Origin of the sequence: Streptomyces sp. NPDC051136 (assembly GCF_044455745.1) — a bacterium.
Classification (GTDB): domain Bacteria; phylum Actinomycetota; class Actinomycetes; order Streptomycetales; family Streptomycetaceae; genus Streptomyces.
Genome location: NZ_JBITFE010000012.1, coordinates 167054 through 184840 on the forward strand (window position 1 = coordinate 167054; position 17787 = coordinate 184840).

At 73.1% G+C, this 17787-nt stretch carries 17 protein-coding genes; 11 read left to right on the plus strand and 6 right to left on the minus strand.

The annotated features are described in order from the left end of the window. Positions 1–3 precede the first annotated feature (3 nt). From ACIBCJ_RS30920 to ACIBCJ_RS30940, 5 genes are read left to right on the plus strand one after another with little or no spacing between them, the layout of a single operon-like run. Positions 4–1632: an ATP-binding protein gene (locus ACIBCJ_RS30920; protein ID WP_365980611.1), complete on the plus strand. Its 1629-nt coding sequence runs from the start codon at positions 4–6 to the stop codon at positions 1630–1632. Between the two features lie 26 nt (positions 1633–1658). After that, positions 1659–2036, plus strand: a complete 378-nt coding sequence (locus ACIBCJ_RS30925; protein ID WP_167308645.1) for a roadblock/LC7 domain-containing protein — start codon at positions 1659–1661, stop codon at positions 2034–2036. Then, a complete protein-coding gene (locus tag ACIBCJ_RS30930; protein ID WP_362511016.1) occupies positions 2033–2467 on the plus strand; it encodes a DUF742 domain-containing protein in 435 nt (144 codons plus the stop codon). Before ACIBCJ_RS30925 ends, ACIBCJ_RS30930 begins: the two co-directional genes overlap by 4 nt. Then, positions 2448–3068 carry an ATP/GTP-binding protein gene (locus ACIBCJ_RS30935; protein ID WP_362097341.1) on the plus strand — a complete coding sequence of 207 codons (621 nt, stop codon included), beginning with the start codon at positions 2448–2450 and terminating at the stop codon, positions 3066–3068. The genes ACIBCJ_RS30930 and ACIBCJ_RS30935 overlap by 20 nt, the downstream gene beginning before the upstream one ends. 58 nt (positions 3069–3126) lie before the next feature. Further along, the gene (locus ACIBCJ_RS30940; protein WP_365980610.1) at positions 3127–4623 is read left to right on the plus strand and encodes a cytochrome P450; all 1497 of its coding nucleotides are present in this window, start codon (positions 3127–3129) and stop codon (positions 4621–4623) included. A gap of 71 nt (positions 4624–4694) precedes the next feature. Here the strand turns inward: ACIBCJ_RS30940 and ACIBCJ_RS30945 are convergent, their stop codons facing one another. After that, positions 4695–5666, minus strand: coding sequence for an RluA family pseudouridine synthase (locus tag ACIBCJ_RS30945; RefSeq protein ID WP_365980609.1), 972 nt, complete (start codon positions 5664–5666; stop codon positions 4695–4697). Positions 5667–5761: 95 nt separating this feature from the next. Between ACIBCJ_RS30945 and ACIBCJ_RS30950 the strand changes: the two genes are divergently transcribed. Next, positions 5762–6343: a GNAT family N-acetyltransferase gene (locus ACIBCJ_RS30950; RefSeq protein WP_362097332.1), complete on the plus strand. Its 582-nt coding sequence runs from the start codon at positions 5762–5764 to the stop codon at positions 6341–6343. A 77-nt stretch (positions 6344–6420) separates the two neighbouring features. On the opposite strand, the gene ACIBCJ_RS30955 is transcribed toward ACIBCJ_RS30950, so the two are convergent. Together ACIBCJ_RS30955 and ACIBCJ_RS30960 are read right to left on the minus strand one after the other, a co-directional pair. Further along, a complete protein-coding gene (locus ACIBCJ_RS30955) occupies positions 6421–7263 on the minus strand; it encodes a siderophore-interacting protein (RefSeq protein WP_362097329.1) in 843 nt (280 codons plus the stop codon). A gap of 106 nt (positions 7264–7369) precedes the next feature. Beyond that, entirely contained in the window at positions 7370–8275 is a 906-nt protein-coding gene (locus tag ACIBCJ_RS30960; RefSeq protein ID WP_365980672.1) for a 5'-3' exonuclease, read from the minus strand. A 194-nt stretch (positions 8276–8469) separates the two neighbouring features. On the opposite strand from ACIBCJ_RS30960, the gene ACIBCJ_RS30965 reads away from it, so the two are divergent. From ACIBCJ_RS30965 to ACIBCJ_RS30980, 4 genes are all read left to right on the plus strand, one after another. Further along, entirely contained in the window at positions 8470–9579 is a 1110-nt protein-coding gene (locus tag ACIBCJ_RS30965) for a betaine/proline/choline family ABC transporter ATP-binding protein (protein ID WP_365980608.1), read from the plus strand. Then, positions 9572–12187 carry an ABC transporter permease/substrate binding protein gene (locus tag ACIBCJ_RS30970; RefSeq protein ID WP_365980607.1) on the plus strand — a complete coding sequence of 872 codons (2616 nt, stop codon included), beginning with the start codon at positions 9572–9574 and terminating at the stop codon, positions 12185–12187. The genes ACIBCJ_RS30965 and ACIBCJ_RS30970 overlap by 8 nt, the downstream gene beginning before the upstream one ends. Positions 12188–12642: 455 nt before the next feature. Then, positions 12643–13212, plus strand: coding sequence for an XRE family transcriptional regulator (locus ACIBCJ_RS30975; RefSeq protein WP_362097320.1), 570 nt, complete (start codon positions 12643–12645; stop codon positions 13210–13212). 10 nt (positions 13213–13222) lie between these two features. Next, the gene (locus ACIBCJ_RS30980) at positions 13223–13942 is read left to right on the plus strand and encodes a helical backbone metal receptor (RefSeq protein WP_365980606.1); all 720 of its coding nucleotides are present in this window, start codon (positions 13223–13225) and stop codon (positions 13940–13942) included. On the opposite strand, the gene ACIBCJ_RS30985 is transcribed toward ACIBCJ_RS30980, so the two are convergent. Then, complete coding sequence (locus tag ACIBCJ_RS30985; RefSeq protein ID WP_365980605.1) at positions 13869–15041, minus strand: TDT family transporter; 1173 nt, start codon at positions 15039–15041, stop codon at positions 13869–13871. The genes ACIBCJ_RS30980 and ACIBCJ_RS30985 overlap by 74 nt on opposite strands. Positions 15042–15234: 193 nt before the next feature. On the opposite strand from ACIBCJ_RS30985, the gene ACIBCJ_RS30990 reads away from it, so the two are divergent. After that, positions 15235–16089, plus strand: a complete 855-nt coding sequence (locus ACIBCJ_RS30990) for a LysR family transcriptional regulator (RefSeq protein WP_362097436.1) — start codon at positions 15235–15237, stop codon at positions 16087–16089. A gap of 125 nt (positions 16090–16214) precedes the next feature. Here the strand turns inward: ACIBCJ_RS30990 and ACIBCJ_RS30995 are convergent, their stop codons facing one another. Further along, entirely contained in the window at positions 16215–16916 is a 702-nt protein-coding gene (locus ACIBCJ_RS30995) for a gamma-glutamyl-gamma-aminobutyrate hydrolase family protein (protein ID WP_365980604.1), read from the minus strand. Between the two features lie 75 nt (positions 16917–16991). Further along, positions 16992–17726, minus strand: a complete 735-nt coding sequence (locus ACIBCJ_RS31000) for an FCD domain-containing protein (protein ID WP_362097308.1) — start codon at positions 17724–17726, stop codon at positions 16992–16994. Positions 17727–17787 lie beyond the last annotated feature (61 nt).

Consider the following 17787-nt stretch of genomic DNA (forward strand, 5'->3'; position numbering starts at 1 on the left):
TACATGGTGAGTGTTGATTCCCCTCCAGGTCGCCGTGAACTTCCCTACGCGCGAACCCTGTTGCTGCCGGCCATACTGATGGCCGCGGCCACCGGGGCCGCCGTCGCCCTGGTGACGGAACCGGCCCGGCTCGCCGTCGGCCTGTGCGGCGCCGTGGCCACCCTCCTGGTGATCACCGCGGCCGCCGAAGCGGTGCGCCGCGGCCGCGCGCTGCGGACCCTGCGCGCCGAGCACGCCCGTCACCGCGCGTATCTGGAGCACCGCGCCGCGAGCCACCACGACGAGATGGTCCGCCTCGGCGCCGAAGTCATCCCTAACGTCCTGCACTTCATGCGGGGCGGCGCCACACCGCGCGAGGTGATGAACCGGCTCGGCGAGGTGGACCCCTCCTACGCCGAGCTCGGTGAGCCGCAGCGCAAGCTGATCCGCATGGTCTGCGACATCGTCGACCACGAGGACTCCATGCGTGAGTCCGCGGAGCGTTCCTTCGTCGACATCGCCCGCCGCGTCCAGGCGATCGTCCACCAGCAGAACAAGGAACTGCGCGAGATGGAGGAGGACCACGGACGCAACCCCGAGGTCTTCGACGACCTCCTGCGCATCGACCACGGCACCTCGCTCATCGGCCGCCTCGCCGACTCCATCTCGGTGATCGGCGGCGGCCGCCCCGGACGCCAGTGGCCCGAGCCGGTCGCCCTCTACAGCGTGCTGCGCGGCGCCATGTCCCGGATCCTCGAGTACCGCCGGATCAACCTGGCCTCCATCGCCAAGGTCAACATCAAGGGCACCGCGGTCGAGCCGGTCATCCACGCCGCCGCCGAGCTCCTCGACAACGCCACCCGCTACTCGCCGCCCGCGGCCAAGGTGCACGTCACCGCCACCGAGGTGCAGAGCGGGGTCTGCATCGAGATCGAGGACGCGGGCGTCAGCCTCAGCGAGGAGTCCCGGGCCCGCATCGAGGGCCTGCTGGAGCAGGCCAAGCGCGGCACCGACGTGCAGGACCTCGCCCAGCACCCGCGCCTGGGCCTGTCCGTGGTCGGCCGGCTGTGCACGCAGTTCGGCATGGACGTCTCGCTGCGCGCCTCCGCGTACGGCGGGGTCCGCGCCATCCTCATCGTGCCCAGCAAGATGATGACCACCGAGCCCGGCGTCGGCCTCGCCCACGGCATCGGCGCCACCTCGATCCCGACGCCCGGCCCCGACGCCCTGCCCGGTCCGGAGCGCAAGCCCAAGAAGCGCCGCCCCACCAGTCCCCGCATCCCCGCCACGGTCTCCCTGGAGGACGACGTTCCCGAGGTGACCGAGTGGACGGCGGGCGGCCTCCCGCAGCGCCGCAGCCGGGTCAAGATGCCCCTCAGCCAGCGCCTCGCCGAGCAGGCGGCCTGGGAGCGCGAGGACGCCGAACGCGAGGCCCGCCGGGCCGCGGAGCGCGCCCGCAACGGCATTCCGGCACCCGCCGAGCCCGAGCCCGCGCCGGTCAAGGACCAGGGCGGCCTCCCGCCCGGCCACTTCATCGGCGCCTTCTGGGAGGGGCTCAAGCAGCACCCTGGCACCACCACCCAGGCCCACCAGCACGCCAGCAGCAACGAGCCGGCCCACGCCCCGGCAGACGACGAGGGGAACCTCAAGTGATCGAGCAGCAAGGCAAGTTCGACTGGATGCTCCGGGACCTCTACGACGGCGTCCCGGGCATCGAGATGATCGTGGTGCTCTCCGCGGACGGCCTGCGCATCGCACGCTACTCCGGGGACCCGGACGCCGCCGACCGGGTCGCCGCCGCCTGCGCGGGACTGCAGAGCCTGGCGAGCGCCGTCAGCCAGGAGATCCCCACCAGCGACGGCGACATGAAGATGGTGCTCATCGAGATGAACGGCGGCTACTTCTACCTGATGGCCGCGGGCCCCAACGCCTACCTCGCCGTGCTCTCCGACGTCCGCTGCGAACCCGGCCGGATGGGCCTGAGCATGGCCGACCTGGTCGCCCGGATCGGACCCCATCTCACCAGCCCCGCACGGCGCAACGGGCAGACCGTATGACTCCTCCCAGGCGCCAGAGGCGATCCCCCGGACCGGACCTGCCCGCCGCGCCCGCCCCGTCCGGCGCGCCCGCCCCGCCCGGCGCGCCCGCCGAGGAAGGCGAGCGGCAGAACCCCGAGCGGCTCTTCGTCATCGGCGGCGAAGGGGGCGGCGAACGCGCCGACCTCGACCTCGTCACCCTGATCGTGGCCCGCGCGGACCCCCCGGTGTCCGCCACACCGGAACAGGCCGCCCTGCTGCGACTGTGTGCCGCGCCCCTGTCCACAGCCGAGCTGTCGGCCTACCTGAGCCTGCCGTTCAGCGTGGTGACCGTGCTGCTCACCGACCTGCTGGCGAGGGAACTGGTGCAGGCCCGCGCCCCGATCGTCCGCCAGAAGGTCGCCGACCGAAACCTCCTCGAAGCGGTGATGCATGGACTTCAAAAACTCTGACACGATCCCGGGCCCCCGGAGCGAGGACCGGCTGCCGCACACGGCCGAGGCCGCCGTGAAGATCGTCATCGTGGGCGGCTTCGGAGTCGGCAAGACCACCATGGTCGGCTCGGTCAGCGAGATCAGGCCGCTGACCACCGAGGAGACGATGACCCAGGCGGGCATCGGAGTCGACGACAACTACGGCTCCGCGTCCAAGACGGCGACCACCGTCGCCATGGACTTCGGCCGCATCAGCATCACCGACGAGCTGGTGCTCTACCTCTTCGGCACCCCCGGCCAGGAGCGCTTCTGGTTCCTGTGGAACGGCCTGTTCGAAGGCGCCCTCGGCGCGGTCGTCCTCGTCGACACCCGCCGCCTTGAGGTCAGCTTCGACGTGATGGGGCGCCTGGAGGAGCGCGGCGTGCCCTTCGTCGTCGCCGTCAACACCTTCCCCGACGCGCCCCGTTACCCCGTGTCGGAACTGCGCACCGCGCTCGACCTGCCCGAGGAGATCCCCATCCTCGACTGCGACGTGCGGCGCCGGGCCTCCAGCCGCGACGTCCTGATGACCCTCATGCACTTCCTGCACTCCCTCGCCATGAAGGGCGCGCTCACCTGACCGGCGTGCCCACCGACCCCCCAGACGCGAACGACACCTTCTGCTGCGGAGCGAGACTGTGACGCCTGAACGCCACTCACCGACCGGAACGGGCGAACCCCTGCTCGACCCACCGCCCGGCTGCCCCGCGCACGGCCTCGGGCCGGGCGGACTGCACCGGCTCCACGAGGCCGAGGACCTGGAGGAGCTGTACGAGAAACTGCGCGAGCAGCACGGGCCGGTGGCGCCCGCCCTGCTCCACGACGACGTACCCATGTGGGTGGTCCTCGGACACGCCGAGAACCTGCACATGGTGAGCACCCCCGCCCAGTTCTGCCGCGACAGCCGGATCTGGACCCCGCTCAACGAGGGCATGGTCAAGCCCGACCACCCGCTGATGCCGCACATCGCCTGGCAGCCCATCTGCTCCCACGCCGAGGGCGACGAACACAAACGGCTGCGCGGCGCGGTCACCAGTGCCATGTCCGGCCTGGACTTCCGGGAGCTGCGCCGGCACATCAAGCGCTACACCCAGCGCGTCGTCAACCGGTTCTGCGAGGAGGGCCGCGCCGACCTCGTCAGCCAGTTCGCCGAGCACCTCCCGATGGGCGTGATGTGCCATCTGCTGGGCATGCCCGAGGAGTACAACGACCGGCTGGTGGAGGCGGCCCGCGACACCCTCAAGGGCACCGACACGGCGATCGCCAGCCACGCCTACGTCATGGAGGCCCTGGGGCGGCTCACCGCCGCCCGCCGGGCCGACCCGGACGACGACATCGCCGGCCGTCTCGTCACCCACCCGGCCGGACTCACCGACGACGAGGTCCGCGAGCATCTGCGGGTGGTCCTGCTGGCCGCCTACGAGGCGACCGTCAACCTGATCGCCAACGTGCTGCGCGTGGTGCTCACCGACCCGGGCTTCCGCGCCCAGCTCAGCGGCGGGCAGATGACCGTGCCCCAGGCGGTCGAGCAGTCCCTGTGGGACGAGCCGCCGTTCAGCACCGTGTTCGCCTACTTCGCCAAACAGGACACGGAACTGGGCGGTCAGCGCATCCGCGCCGGTGACGGCCTGCTGCTCGGCATCGCGCCGGGCAACGTCGACCCGCGCATCCGCCCGGACCTGAGCGCGAGCATGATGGGCAACCGCGCCCATCTCGCCTTCGGCGGCGGCCCGCACGAATGCCCCGGACAGGACATCGGGCGGGCCATCGCCGACGCCGGCATCGACGCGCTGCTGATGCGGCTGCCCGACGTCCGGCTGGACTGCGACGAGGACGAGTTGCGGTGGCGGTCCTCGATCGCCTCGCGGCACCTGGTGGAACTGCCGGTGCGGTTCGAGCCCCGGGCGCAGCAGGACATCCGGCAGCAGCCCAGTCACGCCCCCGCCCCGGCACGGCCCGCCCCCTGGCACGTCGGACTCCACACGCCCGAACAGCGCACCCAGCCGCCGCTCCCGCCCCACCCGCCGCAGCCCGTGTCGGTGGCGGCCGCCGAGCCCCAGCGGGCGCCGGAGGCGGACGGTCCCCGCCCGCGCGGTGCCTGGCAGCGCTTCCTGCGCTGGTGGCGCGGCTACTGACGGCCACCGGCGGCACGGCTGCCGACGGGCCCCGCGGCGGCACGGCTACGCCCCGGCGTCCCGCGGCACGGCTACGCCCCGGCGTCCTCGTCCGCCGGCCCGGCCCAGTCCTGGTACGCGGTCCAGGCGCCGAGGCTCCGGCCGCTGCGGAAGCGGTGCTCGCGTCCCGTGACCGGATCGGTGAACGCCAGCTCCCGCGCGAGCAGTTGCAGCGGGCGCCGGAAGTCGCCGGCCGGCACGGGGGCGGCCACCACCGGGTACAGGGGGTCGCCGAGGATCGGCACGCCGAGCGCGTTCATGTGCACGCGCAGCTGATGCGTCTGGCCGGTGCCGGGCACCAGCCGGTACCGCCCGAGCCCGTCCGGCCGGCGGTCGAGCAGCTCGACGCGGGTCACGGCGTTCGGCTCGCCGTCCACCTCGCGGGCGGCGAGCACCCCGCGTTCCTTCAGGATCCGGCTGCGGACCGTGCGGGGAAGGGCGAGCGCGGGATCGTAGGGGGCGACGGCCTCGTACTCCTTGTGCACCCGCCGGTCGGCGAACAGGCCCTGATAGGCGCCGCGTTCCCCGGGGCGCACGGTGAACAGCACCAGTCCCGCCGTGAGCCGGTCGAGGCGGTGCGCGGCGCCGAGCGCGGGGATGCCCAGCTCCCGGCGCAGCCGTGCCAGCGCGGTCTGGGTGACGTGGCCGCCGCGCGGGGTGGTGGCCAGGAAGTGCGGCTTGTCCACGACGACGATGTGCTCGTCGCGGTGGACGACCTCCAGCGGGAAGGGCACCGGCACCTCGGCGGGCAGCTCACGGTGGAACCACACGCACATGCCCGGTACGTACGGCGCGTCGACCGGCACGGGGCGACCGTCCGCCCCGACGAACAGCCCGGCGTCGAACATGCCGTCGACCACGCCGGCGCCCGCGCCCGACAGCCGCTCCGCCAGGTGCTCCCGCACCGTGGACCACGGCCCGTGCGCGGGCAGCCGCACCCGCACCGCGTCGATGCCGTCGCGCTGCGGCAGGGGCGAGGGTGGGGGAGGGGTACGGCGTCTCATCACCTGCCAGCCTACGAGGCGGTGAGCCCGCGGCGGCGGGAGGCGCCCGGGAAAACGCCTGGGCCGCCGCCCGCTGCCGTGGGCAGGATGTCCCCATGCCCTATCTGACGCGCCCGGTCCTCGCCGCCGGCACCCTGTCCCGCGTCCCGCAGCCCGTGATCCCCACCGGCGACGGGCTGCTGCTGCGCCCGTGGCGCACCGAGGACGCGCCCGCCGTGCACGCGGCCTTCCAGGATCCGGTGATGCACCAGTGGCACGTCCGCTCCGCCGACTCCGAGGAGGAGGTACGGGGCTGGATCACCGAGTGGCAGCGCGCCTGGGAAGGGGAGCGCAACGCCCAGTGGGCGGTCGCCGACGCGGCCGACGACCGGCTGCTCGGCCGGGTCGCCCTGCGGGAGGTGGTGCTCGGCGACGGCGTGGCGGAGGTCGCCTACTGGACGACGGCGAGCGCCCGCGGCCGGGGCGTCGCCGCACGGGCCGCGCGGACCCTCGCCCACTGGGCCCTGGACGGGGTCGGCTTCCAGCGTCTGGAACTCTCCCACGCCGTGGCCAACGAGGCGTCCTGCCGGGTGGCCGGGAAGGCCGGGTTCGCGCTGGAGGGCACCAGACGCAGCGCCGTGCTGCACCCCGATGGGTGGCACGACATGCATCTGCACGCGCGCGTACGCGGCGACTGAGAGGGGCCCTCCGCCGGTCGCGGGTACGCGGCGACCGAGGGCCGCCCCCGGTCGCGCGTTCGTGGGCCCGCGGCCCGCTACGCGGCCGCTTCGCCCTCCTGCTCGGCCTCGATGCGCGCGTTCCACTCCCGCTTCGAAGCCTGCCAGCCGTCCTCGTTGTGACCGAGGCGCCAGTAGCCGGAGATGGACAGGTCCTCGCGGGGGATCTCGCGCTCCACCCGCAGGTACCGGCGCAGCTCCTTCACGCAGGCCGCCTCGCCGTGGACGAAGGCGTGCACCCTGCCCTCGGGGAATTCCAGCGCGCGCACGGCCTCGACCAGGGCCTGCCCGACCGGACGGCCGGCGCGGTGCAGCCAGACGACGTCCACGTCGGAGTCGATCTTCTGCTCCTCCTCGGGGCCCTCGATCTCGACGAAGGCGAACGCGCGGGCCCCGTCGGGCAGCGCCTCCAGGGAGCGGGCGATCGCGGGCAGTGCGCTCTCGTCACCGGCGAGCAGGTGCCAGTCGGCGGCGGGGTCGGGGGCGTAGGCGCCGCCGGGGCCCATGAAGTGGATGCGCTCGCCCGGCCGCACCCGCTTGGCCCACGGGCCGGCCAGCCCCTCGTCGCCGTGGACGACGAAGTCCAGCGTCATCTCGCGGTGCTCGGCGTCCCAGTGGCGCACGGTGTACGTCCGGGTCACCGGCCACTGCTCGCGCGGGAACTCCTCGCGGATGCGCTCCACGTCGAAGGGCTCCGGGTACGTCGCCCCCTCGGCGGGGAAGAGCAGTTTCACGTAGTGGTCGGTGCAGGTGTCCGCGGAGAACGCGGCCAGTCCCTCGCCGCCGAGCACCACGCGCTGCATGTGCGGGGTCAGCCGCTCGGTGCGGACGACGTGCGCGCTGTGCGGCTTGCGCGGTGTGCGTGCCGGACGGTCTGCCATGACGGCCTCCCTGTTCCCTGCGTGCGGTTCCCGGAGTTAGGTATACCTAAGCTAGCACCCCGGCCCTGCTCGTCGCTCATGGATCCGGGTGCCCACGCGGCACGGTTCAGGCGCCGAGAGTGGTGAGCAGCCGCTGCAGGGACCCGCCGAGCCCCCAGCGGGCGGCCAGCGCGTCCAGTGCCTCCGCGTCGCGCGGTCCGTGCGGGAGCACGGTGTCGGTGTCCGGCAGCGGAACGTCGTCCGCCACCCGGACGACCTTCGGCGCCACCTCGAGGTAGGGCCCGGCCTCGGCGAGCCGCCTGCGCTGCGTGGGCGTGAGCTTCGCCTTCGGGTCGTCGACGGCGGCCCGGATCCCGGCCAGGTCGCCGAACTCGGCGAGCAGCTTGGCCGCCGTCTTCTCCCCGACACCGGGCACCCCGGGCAGGCCGTCGCTCGGGTCGCCCCGCAGCAGCGCCAGATCGGCGTACCCGCGGCCGTCGACGCCGTACTTCTCGCGCAGCGCGGCCTCGTCGACGAGGTTCAGCGTGCCGACGCCCTTGACCGGGTAGAGCACGCGCACCCCCCGGGCGTCGTCGACGAGCTGGTAGAGGTCCCGGTCGCCGGTGACGATGTCGACCGGGCCGGCGGCCCGCGCGGTGTAGGTGCCGATGACGTCGTCCGCCTCGTACCCGGCCACGCCGACGCGGGCGATGCCGAGCGCGTCGAGGACGGCCTCGATGACCGGCACCTGCGGGGACAGCGTGTCGGGCACCTCCTCCTCGTCGGGGCCCGCCGGGCGCTCCTCGGCGACCCGGTGCGCCTTGTAGGAGGGGATCAGCTCCACCCGCCAGTGCGGCCGCCAGTCGGCGTCCATGCAGGCCACCAGCCGGTCCGGGCGGTGGTCCTTCACCAGGCGGTCGATGAAGTCCAGCAGCCCGCGCACGGCGTTCACCGGCGTGCCGTCGGGGGCCTTCACCGAGTCCGGCACCCCGAAGTAGGCGCGGAAGTAGAGGGAGGCGGTGTCGAGAAGCATCAGTCGTCCGGTCACGCCTCGCAATCATGCCGCAGGCCGTGCGGACGGACCGGGAAGAGCGTGTGAACTGGCTCACTTGAGTGTTTGACATATGAGCATCGGGGCAGGCGCGCAGCCGGGTCGAAGCTGGTTGATGCATTCAACTGTTAGGGAGGCTTCGTACCTTGCCCCTGTCGCCGAGCCAAGAGGTAAGCGTGTCAGCCAGACTAGAGGCCGAGGCCCTGTACAAGGTCTTCGGCAGGAAACCGGACCAGGCAGTCGAACGACTGCGCCAGGGGGACGTCCGCAAGGACCAGGGAGACGTCCGGGAGGAGCTGCGCGCCGACGGCACCACGGCTGCCGTCATCGACGCCTCCTTCACCGTGGAGCCCGGCGAGATCTTCGTGGTCATGGGGCTGTCCGGATCAGGCAAGTCCACGCTGCTGCGCATGCTCAACGGCCTGTCGGAGCCCACCGCCGGGCACGTCCGCTTCGGGGGCCAGGACCTCACCGAGCTCAGCGACCGCGAGCTGCGCGAGGTCCGTTCCAAGAAGATCAGCATGGTCTTCCAGCACTTCGCGCTCTTCCCCCACCGCAGCGTCCGTGACAACGCTGCCTACGGTCTCGAAGTGCAGGGCGTGCCCCGCGCCGAGCGCGAACGCCGCGCCGACGAGGCGCTCGCCCTGTGCGGCCTGGCCGGCTGGGAGAAGTCCTGGCCCGACGAGCTGTCCGGCGGTATGCAGCAGCGGGTCGGCCTGGCCCGCGCGCTCGCCACCGACGCCGACCTGCTGCTGATGGACGAGTCCTTCAGCGCCCTCGACCCGCTGATCCGCCGCGACATGCAGGACCAGCTGCTCGACCTGCAGAAGACCCTGAAGAAGACCATCGTCTTCATCACCCACGACCTCAACGAGGCCATGCGCCTGGGCGACCGCATCGCCGTCATGCGGGACGGCCGGATCGTGCAGATAGGCACCGCGCAGGACATCCTCATCCGTCCCGCCAACGACTACGTCGCCTCCTTCACCAAGGACGTCGACCGCTCCCGCGTACTGACCGCGGGCGCCGTCATGGAGACCGGCGTGCGCGGCGACGAGGCCGACTGCGACTGCGAGACCGCCACGCCCGACACGCCGTTCTCGGAGCTGTGCGCCATCAGCGCCCGCGTGCCCCACGCGGTCGCGGTGCTCGACGACGACCGCCGGCTGGTCGGTGTCGTCCCGGCCCAGCGCCTCATCGGCTTCCTCGGCGACGAGGACGTCGCCCCCGGCGTCTGCCACTCCCCGCGGGACAAGGGCGGCGAGAAGGTGATCAGCCGTGCCTAGGATTCCCCTCGGAGACTGGGTCAACAGCAGCGTCGACTGGCTGCTCGAGAACGTCTCCTGGCTCTTCACCTTCTTCAAGAGCCTCTTCACCGGCGCCTACGACGGCATCAACGCCCTCCTCCAGGCGCCCGAGCCGCTGCTGCTCGCCGGCATCTTCGCCGTGCTGGCCTTCTGGCTGCGCGGCACCGTCGCCGGTGTCCTCTCCTTCGTCGGGTTCGCCTTCATCGACTCCCTCGGTCTGTGGGAGAACGCGATGGTCACCCTGGCGCTCCTGCTGGTCGCCACGATCATCGCGCTGGTCGTCTCGGTGCCGGTGGGCATCTGGGCGGCACGCTCGGACCGGGTCAGCGCCTTCGTGCGGCCGATCCTGGACTTCATGCAGACGCTGCCCGCGATGATCTACCTGATCCCCGCGATCCTGTTCTTCGGGACCGGCTCCGCCCCGGGCATCGTGGCCACCCTGATCTTCGCGCTCGCCCCCGGCGTCCGGATGACCGAGCTGGGCATCCGCCAGGTCGACAAGGAACTGGTCGAGGCCGCCGAGGCGTTCGGCACCACGCCCCGCAACACCCTGCTGCGCGTGCAGCTCCCGCTGGCGCTGCCGACGGTGATGGCGGGCGTGAACCAGGTCATCATGCTCGGCCTGTCCATGGCCGCGATCGCCGGCATGGTCGGCACCGGCGGCCTCGGCGGCGACGTCATGGAGTCCATCGGCCAGCTCAACGTCGGCCTCGGCGCCGAGGCCGGTGTCGCCATCGTGATCCTGGCGATCTACCTGGACCGCATGACCAGCGCGCTGGGCACGCACGTCTCTCCGCTGGGCCGCCGCGCCGCCGCCAAGGCACGCGCCGCCAAGGGACTGACGATCTGGTCCTACCGCCCCCGGCCGCAGGTCGCCGTGGTCGGCATCGTGATCCTCGCACTGGTGGCCGGCGGCATGGGCATGTTCGGCGGCGGCTCCGACGACGCCGACACGGCGGGCGGCGGCAAGAACGTCGGCGACGGCAAGAAGATCTCCATCGGCTACATCCCCTGGGACGAGGGCGTCGCCTCCACGTTCCTGTGGAAGGAGATCCTCGAACAGCGCGGCTTCGAGGTCGAGGCCAAGCAGTTCGAGGCCGGACCGCTCTACACCGCGCTCGCCCAGGGCAACATCGACTTCCAGACCGACTCCTGGCTGCCCACCACCCACGAGCAGTACTGGAAGAAGTACGGCAAGCAGCTGGAGGACCTCGGCTCCTGGTACGACCAGACGTCGCTGGAGCTGAGCGTCCCGGCGTACATGAAGGACGTCGACTCCCTCGACGACCTCAAGGGCAAGGCCGGTCTCTTCGGCGGGAAGATCACCGGCATCGAGCCCAGCGCCGGTGAGATGAACCTGCTCAAGAGCAAGGTCCTCAAGGAGTACGGCCTCGACAAGGAGTACAAGGTCGTCGACAGCTCCACGCCGGCGATGCTGGCCGAGCTGAAGCGGGCCTACAGCAAGCAGGAACCGATCGTCACCACGCTGTGGTCCCCGCACTGGGCGTACAACGACTACAAGCTGAAGAAGCTGAAGGACCCCAAGGGCGCCTGGGGCAAGGGCGACGGCGTGCACTCGCTGTCCCGCAAGGGCTTCTCGGACGACAACCCGGTCGTGGCCAAGTGGCTGAAGGACTTCTCCATGTCGGAGAAGCAGCTCACCAGCCTGGAGGCCGAGATCAACAAGGCCGGCAAGGGACAGCAGCAGGACGCCGTCCGCACCTGGCTCAAGGCCAACCCGGACGTCGTCGACAAGCTCGCCCCGGTCGCGGGCGGCGCCGGCGCCACCCCCGCCGAGGCGAAGCAGACCCTCGACGTGGCCTGGTTCCCCTGGGAGGAGGACGTCGCCGTCACCTACCTGTGGAAGAACGTCCTGGAGCGCCGCGGCTACAAGATGAACCTGAAGCAGATGGACGTCGGCCCGGTCTACACCGGCCTGGCCTCCGGCGGCATCGACCTCAACTTCGACGCATGGCTGCCCTACGCCCAGAGCAACTACTGGAAGAAGCACAAGGACGACCTCGTCGACCTCGGCACCTGGTACGAGCCGACCTCCCTGGAGATCGCCGTCCCCTCGTACGTGAAGGACGTCAAGTCCCTCGCCGACCTCAAGGGCAAGGCCGACCGATTCGACGGGAAGATCATCGGCATCGAGCCCGGCACCGGTGAGATGCAGCTCCTGAAGAACGAGGTCCTGCCGGGCTACGGCCTCCAGGACGAGTACGAGGTCGTCGACGGCTCCACGCCCGCGATGCTGGCCGAGCTCAAGCGCGCCCTCGCCAAGAAGGAGCCGGTCGCGGTCACCCTGTGGTCGCCGCACTGGGCCTACAGCGACTACGAGCTGACCAAGCTGAAGGACCCCAAGAAGGCCTTCGGCGAGGGCAACACGATCCGGACCATCTCCAGCAAGAAGTTCCCCGAGCAGTACCCGCAGCTCACGAAGTGGATCAAGAACTTCAAGATGAGCGAGGACGAGCTGGGCAGCCTGGAGGCCGAGATCAAGGACCGGGGCCAGGGCCACGAGGAGGACGCCGTCGCGGCCTGGCTTGAGGACCACCCGGACATGGTCGGCCGGATGACCCCGTAGCGGCCACCAGCCCCGGTACTCCGGCCGCCACCGCGCCGCAGTACTCCGCGGTACCCGTGACGGCCACCCCGAGGGGTGGGCCCGATGGCGCCTCCTGACGGCGCGCCACCGGGCCCACCCCTCGGGTCGTACCGGGACCGGACACGGTAGGGATTCGGCCAACCACGGAGCGCCAACCCCGTGCCCGAGCCTGCCCCGGCCGGGGCGGCGGCGGCCGCGGGAACATGGAAGGGTGTGCGCGCCTTGAACCGGTAGGGCGCGTGACGCGGGAGGCGGACGGGCCCGCCGGTGGCGAGAAATGTGAGGTCGCGGCCACCGGACCGTGACATCGATGTGACGGCCGCATGAAACGGTTTGCCGAACATGCGTAGGGTGCAGAGAACTCATCAGGAGGACGGTGCCCCGCACGGGGCCCGGCGACGGCACGACGACGGGCGAAGGAGGGAGCCGGAGCGATGGGCGACCACAAAGACCAGCACCTTCGGGTGGGCGCGGCCGTACGGCGCCGGCGCCGGGACCTCGAACTCACCCTCGCCGTGGTGGCCGAGCGCAGCGGCCTGTCGGTGCCCTTCCTGAGCCAGATCGAGAACGACCGCGCCCGGCCCAGCCAGAGCTCCCTGGAGAAGGTGGCCGACGCCCTGCGCACCACGGCCGTGGAGCTGCTCGCCGCCGCCGACCCCGCGTGCAGCGTCGACGTGGTCCGCGCCGAGGACCCCGACCCCGGGCTGGCGCCCAGGGTGCGGTCGCTGGTGCGCGGCCACCACCAGATGCACGCCTCCGAGTTCACCGGCGACCACGACGCCGGCCGGGAACTGCAGTACCGCAACGACCAGTTGATGTACGTCACCGAGGGCGCCGTGGAGATCGAGGCCGAGGGCCGCGCCTACCGGCTCGGGCGCGGCGACACGCTGTACCTCACCGGAGGGGTGCGGCACCGCTGGCGGGCCACGGTGCCCGACACCCGGCTGATCGTCGTCGCCGTGGCCGAGCACATCGAGGCGGTCCGGGAAGGCCCCCGCAGGTGAGGGCGCGCCGGTGAGGGTCGTCTCCCTGGTCCCGTCGCTGACCGAGGCCGTCGCCCGCACCCTCCCCGGGGCCCTGGTCGGTGCCACCGACTGGTGCACCCACCCGGCCGGGCTGGACGTCGTACGCGTCGGCGGCACCAAGAACCCGGCGACGGACCGCGTCCTCGCCCTCGGCCCCGACCTGGTGATCGCCAACGAGGAGGAGAACCGCGCCCCCGACCTGGACGCCCTGCGCGGCGCCGGCGTCGAGGTGCTGGTGACCGAGGTGCGCACCGTGCCGCAGGCCTTCACCGAGCTCGAGCGGGTGCTGAACGCGTGCGGCTCGCCCTCCCGGCCCCGCTGGCTGGACGAGGCACAGGCGGCCTGGGCCGGCGTTCAGGTCCCCGAGCGGCGCGCCACGGCCGTCGTACCGGTCTGGCGCAGGCCCTGGATGGTGCTGGGCCGCGACACCTTCGCGGGCGACGTCCTGGCCCGCCTCGGCGTCGACCACCTGTACGCCGCACACGCCGAGCGCTACCCGAAGGTCCCGGTGGACGAGCTGCGCGCGGCCCGCCCGGACGTCGTGGTCCTGCCGGACGAGCCGTACCGCTTCACCGCCGACGACGGCCCGGAGGCCTTCCCCGGCCTGCCCTGCGCCCTCGTCGACGGGCGGTACCTCACGTGGTACGGGCCGTCGCTGGCCCGGGCGCCCCGGGCGCTGGCCGCGGCCCTGCGAGCAGCGCTCCGCTGAGCAGGCCCCGCGCGGTGTGCACGGCGGCGACGGCCCAGGCGGCGACGAGCAGGGCGTACAGGGCGACGGTGAGCCCGTCGTAGGCGACGAGCCCCGTCTCGCGGGCCAGCGCCTCGGTGCCGGTGACGCAGGTGCCCACGGGGAAGGTGAACGACCACCACGTCATCGAGAACCCCATGCCGGCGCGCCGGGCCCGCACCACGTGCGCGACGGCGAACGCCAGCCACAGCAGGGCGAAGCCCGTCACCGGCACCCCGTACAGCACGGCGAGGACCGAGAATCCCTCGGCGTACGGGGCCGGCACGATGCCCGGCGCCACGTCCGCGAACTTCCCCACGGCCGTCGTCGACTGCCCGAGCGGCCCCAGGACCAGGAACAGCGACGGGGTGAGGACGAGGGGAAGCGGCCCGCCGGTGAGCAGCCGGCCGAAGATCACCGGCAGTGTCACCAGGGTCGCGAGCAGGCTCATCCCGAACAGCGCCACGCACGCGAGCAGCAGCGTCTCGCGAGGTTGCCCCGGCGGCAGGTGCGGCACCAGCAGCGGTCCCACGGCCGCGGACACCATCGGCGCGACCAGCGGCAGCAGCCACACCGGACTGGCCTGCCCCGGCTCGACGCGATGGCGTACGGCCATCAGGTACGGCACGGCGACCGCCGCCACCAGTCCGATCACCGTGCCGGCCGTGAACAGCACGGTGTCCAGGGCGACCGCGGCCCGGACGCCGATCCAGTCCCGGCCGAGCGCGAGGGCGCCGCCGCCGACGGCCAGCAGGGCCATCGACAGACAGCCGTAGAACGGCGCCGCGGCGGGGTCGAGCAGATGGGCGCGGGCCTGGTCCCGGTGGTGGCGCCAGTGCAGGGCCCGGGCCGCCAGCAGGGTCACCAGCAGCAGGAAGGACAGCGCCCAGACGGCGGTGCACACGGCACGCAGGCCGGGCACGTGCCCCGGGAGCGCGGCCCCGGCCGTACCGACGACGGCGGTGCCCATGACGCAGGCGTACCAGTTGGGCCCGAGATGACGGACGCCCGGGACTCGCCGGACGGGCGGGCCTACGGCGGGGAAAGGGGCGGGAGAGCGGGGCTGGGCTGCGGTGACCATGCTCCCACGGTCCCGGCGGGCGAATCCCCTGACCAGGGACCATGTTCCTATGAGGGCATAAGCTGGAGTTATGAGCAGGGACACGGGGAGCGGCGGCGTGGGAGCCGGCACGGGCGGCGCGGACGGTGGACACGGCGGCCGGGCGCGGCCCGGGGCGGGCTCGCTGGCGCACCGGGTGCCCGACCTCGGGGCGATGGAGCTGCTGCTGGCGGTGGCCCGCCTGGGCAGCCTCGGCGGGGCCGCGCGCGAACTGGGCATCACCCAGCCCGCCGCCAGCAGCCGCATCCGCTCGATGGAACGGCAGCTGGGCGTCGCCCTGGTGGACCGCTCGCCGCGCGGGTCCCGGCTCACCGACGCGGGCGCGCTGGTCACGGACTGGGCGCGGCGGATCGTGGAGGCAGCCGAGGCGTTCGACGCGGGCGCGCAGGCGCTGCGCGACCGGCGGGACTCGCGGCTGCGGGTCGCGGCCAGCATGACGATCGCCGAGTACCTGCTGCCGGGCTGGCTGGTCGCGCTGCGCGCCCAGCTGCCGGACACCGCGGTGTCGCTGCTCGCGGGCAACTCGGCGGCGGTCGCGGAGCGCCTGCTGGCCGACGAGGCCGACCTGGGCTTCGTGGAGGGGGTGAGCGTGCCGACCGGCCTCGACTCCGCGGTCATCGCTCACGACCGGCTCGTCGTCGTGACCGCGCCGGGGCACCCCTGGGCCCGCCGCAGGCGCCCGCTGGTGGCGGCCGAGCTGGCCGAGACCCCGCTGATCCTGCGGGAGAAGGGCTCGGGCACCCGGCAGGTCCTGGACGCGGCGCTGGGCGGCCTGGCCCGCCCCCTGATCGAACTGTCGTCGACGACCGCGGTGAAGGCGGCCGCGGTGGGCGGCGCCGGGCCCTCCGTCCTGAGCGAACTCGCCGTCGGCGAGGAACTGACCACCCGGCGCCTGGTGAGCGTCCCGGTGGCGGACGTCGTGCTGACCCGCGACCTGCGAGCGGTATGGCCCACCGGCCACCGCCCCACGGGACCGGCCCGCCGGCTGCTGTCACTGACCCGCGGGTAGGCCCCCCGCGTGGCGGGCCCGGAGCCGCCGCCGGTTCACCGCGGGGGCCGGTTCCGTCCGACGATGCGGGTCCGCTATAGGGGCCCGGGCCGGGGGTGACGGCCGGTGGCGGGAAGGGGGCGTGGTCAGCCCCGTCGGACCTCCCGGGCGGCCTCCACCAGGGCCCGCATCACGCGCAGGTCCTCGCCCATCTCCGGGTGCCACTGGACCCCGAGGACCCACCCGGGGCCGGACGGCAGCTCCAGGGCCTCCACCGTGCCGTCCGCCGCGTGCGCCGACGCGACCAGGCCGGTGCCGAGGCGGTCCACCGCCTGGTGGTGGTACGTCGGCACGAACATCTCCTCCGGCACGGCACCGGCGTACAGCGTTCCCGGCACCGGCTGGACCAGGTGACCGCCGAACACGCCCACCACCTCGGCGTGCCCCTCGATGTGCTGCACGAGGGTGCCGCCCAGGGCGACGTTGAGCAGCTGCATGCCCCGGCAGATGCCCAGCAGCGGGACGCGCGCCGCCAGGGCCGCCCCGATGAGCGCCAGCTCCCACGTGTCCCGCGCCCGGGCGGGCGGGCCGGTGCGCGGATCGGTCCCGGCGCCGTAGCGGACCGGCTCCACGTCCGGGCCGCCCGCGATCACCAGCCCGTCGACGCGGGCGACGGCCGCGGCGGCGTGCTCCGGCGCGTCCGGAGGGAGCAGCGCGGCCAGTCCCCCCGCCCCCTGCACCAGCCGCGGATACGCGGCCGGCAACAGCACCGCCTCCAGCTCCCACACGCGCCAGCGCGCCCCGGCCTCCAGATACGTGCTGACACCGATCAGCGGCCTGTCGGCCATGCACCCTCCTGAGGATCGACCGGGCAATGGGCTGCCCCCACACCTTTGCCGCACCGGACCGGCGCGGCAAGGCGCTCACGTCAGGAACCCGCGCAGCAGCGCCGCCGTCCCCGCGCAGTGCTCCCGGGCGATCTCCCGCGCCCCGTCCGCGTCGCCGTCGAGCACCGCCTCCACCAGCGCGGCGTGCTGGCGCTGGGAATGCTCCAGGTTGCGCACCAGCAGCGGGATGCAGTCCAGCAGGTCGTTGAGGCCGGCCCGGACGGCCGCGTACTGGGCCGCCAGCGCCGGTGAGCCGGACAGCTCCGCCAGGGTGAGGTGCAGCCTCGTGTCCAGCCGCCGGTACTGCGCCAGCGGTGCCTCCCGGGTGCCGGCCAGCGCCTCCCGCAACCGCGCCGCCCCCGCGTCCGCCAGTCCGTGCGCCGCGCACAGCCCGGCCGCGCCCACCTCCAGCACCTCCCGGAAGCGCAGCACGTCCTCGACGTCGACCCCGGCCAGCCGGCGCCGCAACTCGTCCTCGCCGCCCCCGTCCGCCCGCGCGAGCACGAACGTTCCGCCGTACCGTCCGCGCCGCGCCTCGACCAGCCCCTGGTCCTGGAGCACCCGCAGCACCTCGCGCAGCGTCACCCGGCTGATCCCCAGCCGCTCCGCCAGCTCCCGTTCGGCCGGCAGCCGCTCGCCCCCCGCCACCAGACCCAGCCTGACGACCTGGAGGATCTGCTCCAGCGCCTCCTCGAAGCCGTTGCCGGCCCGCACCGGCCGCAGCACCGGCGCGAGCCGGTCCGTCACGCTCCCGCCGGTTTCCTCCCGCACGCGGCCGCGCCCCCTTCCCAACCAAAGGTTCCCGGCAATACCTTATGGCTCCCGGCCAGAA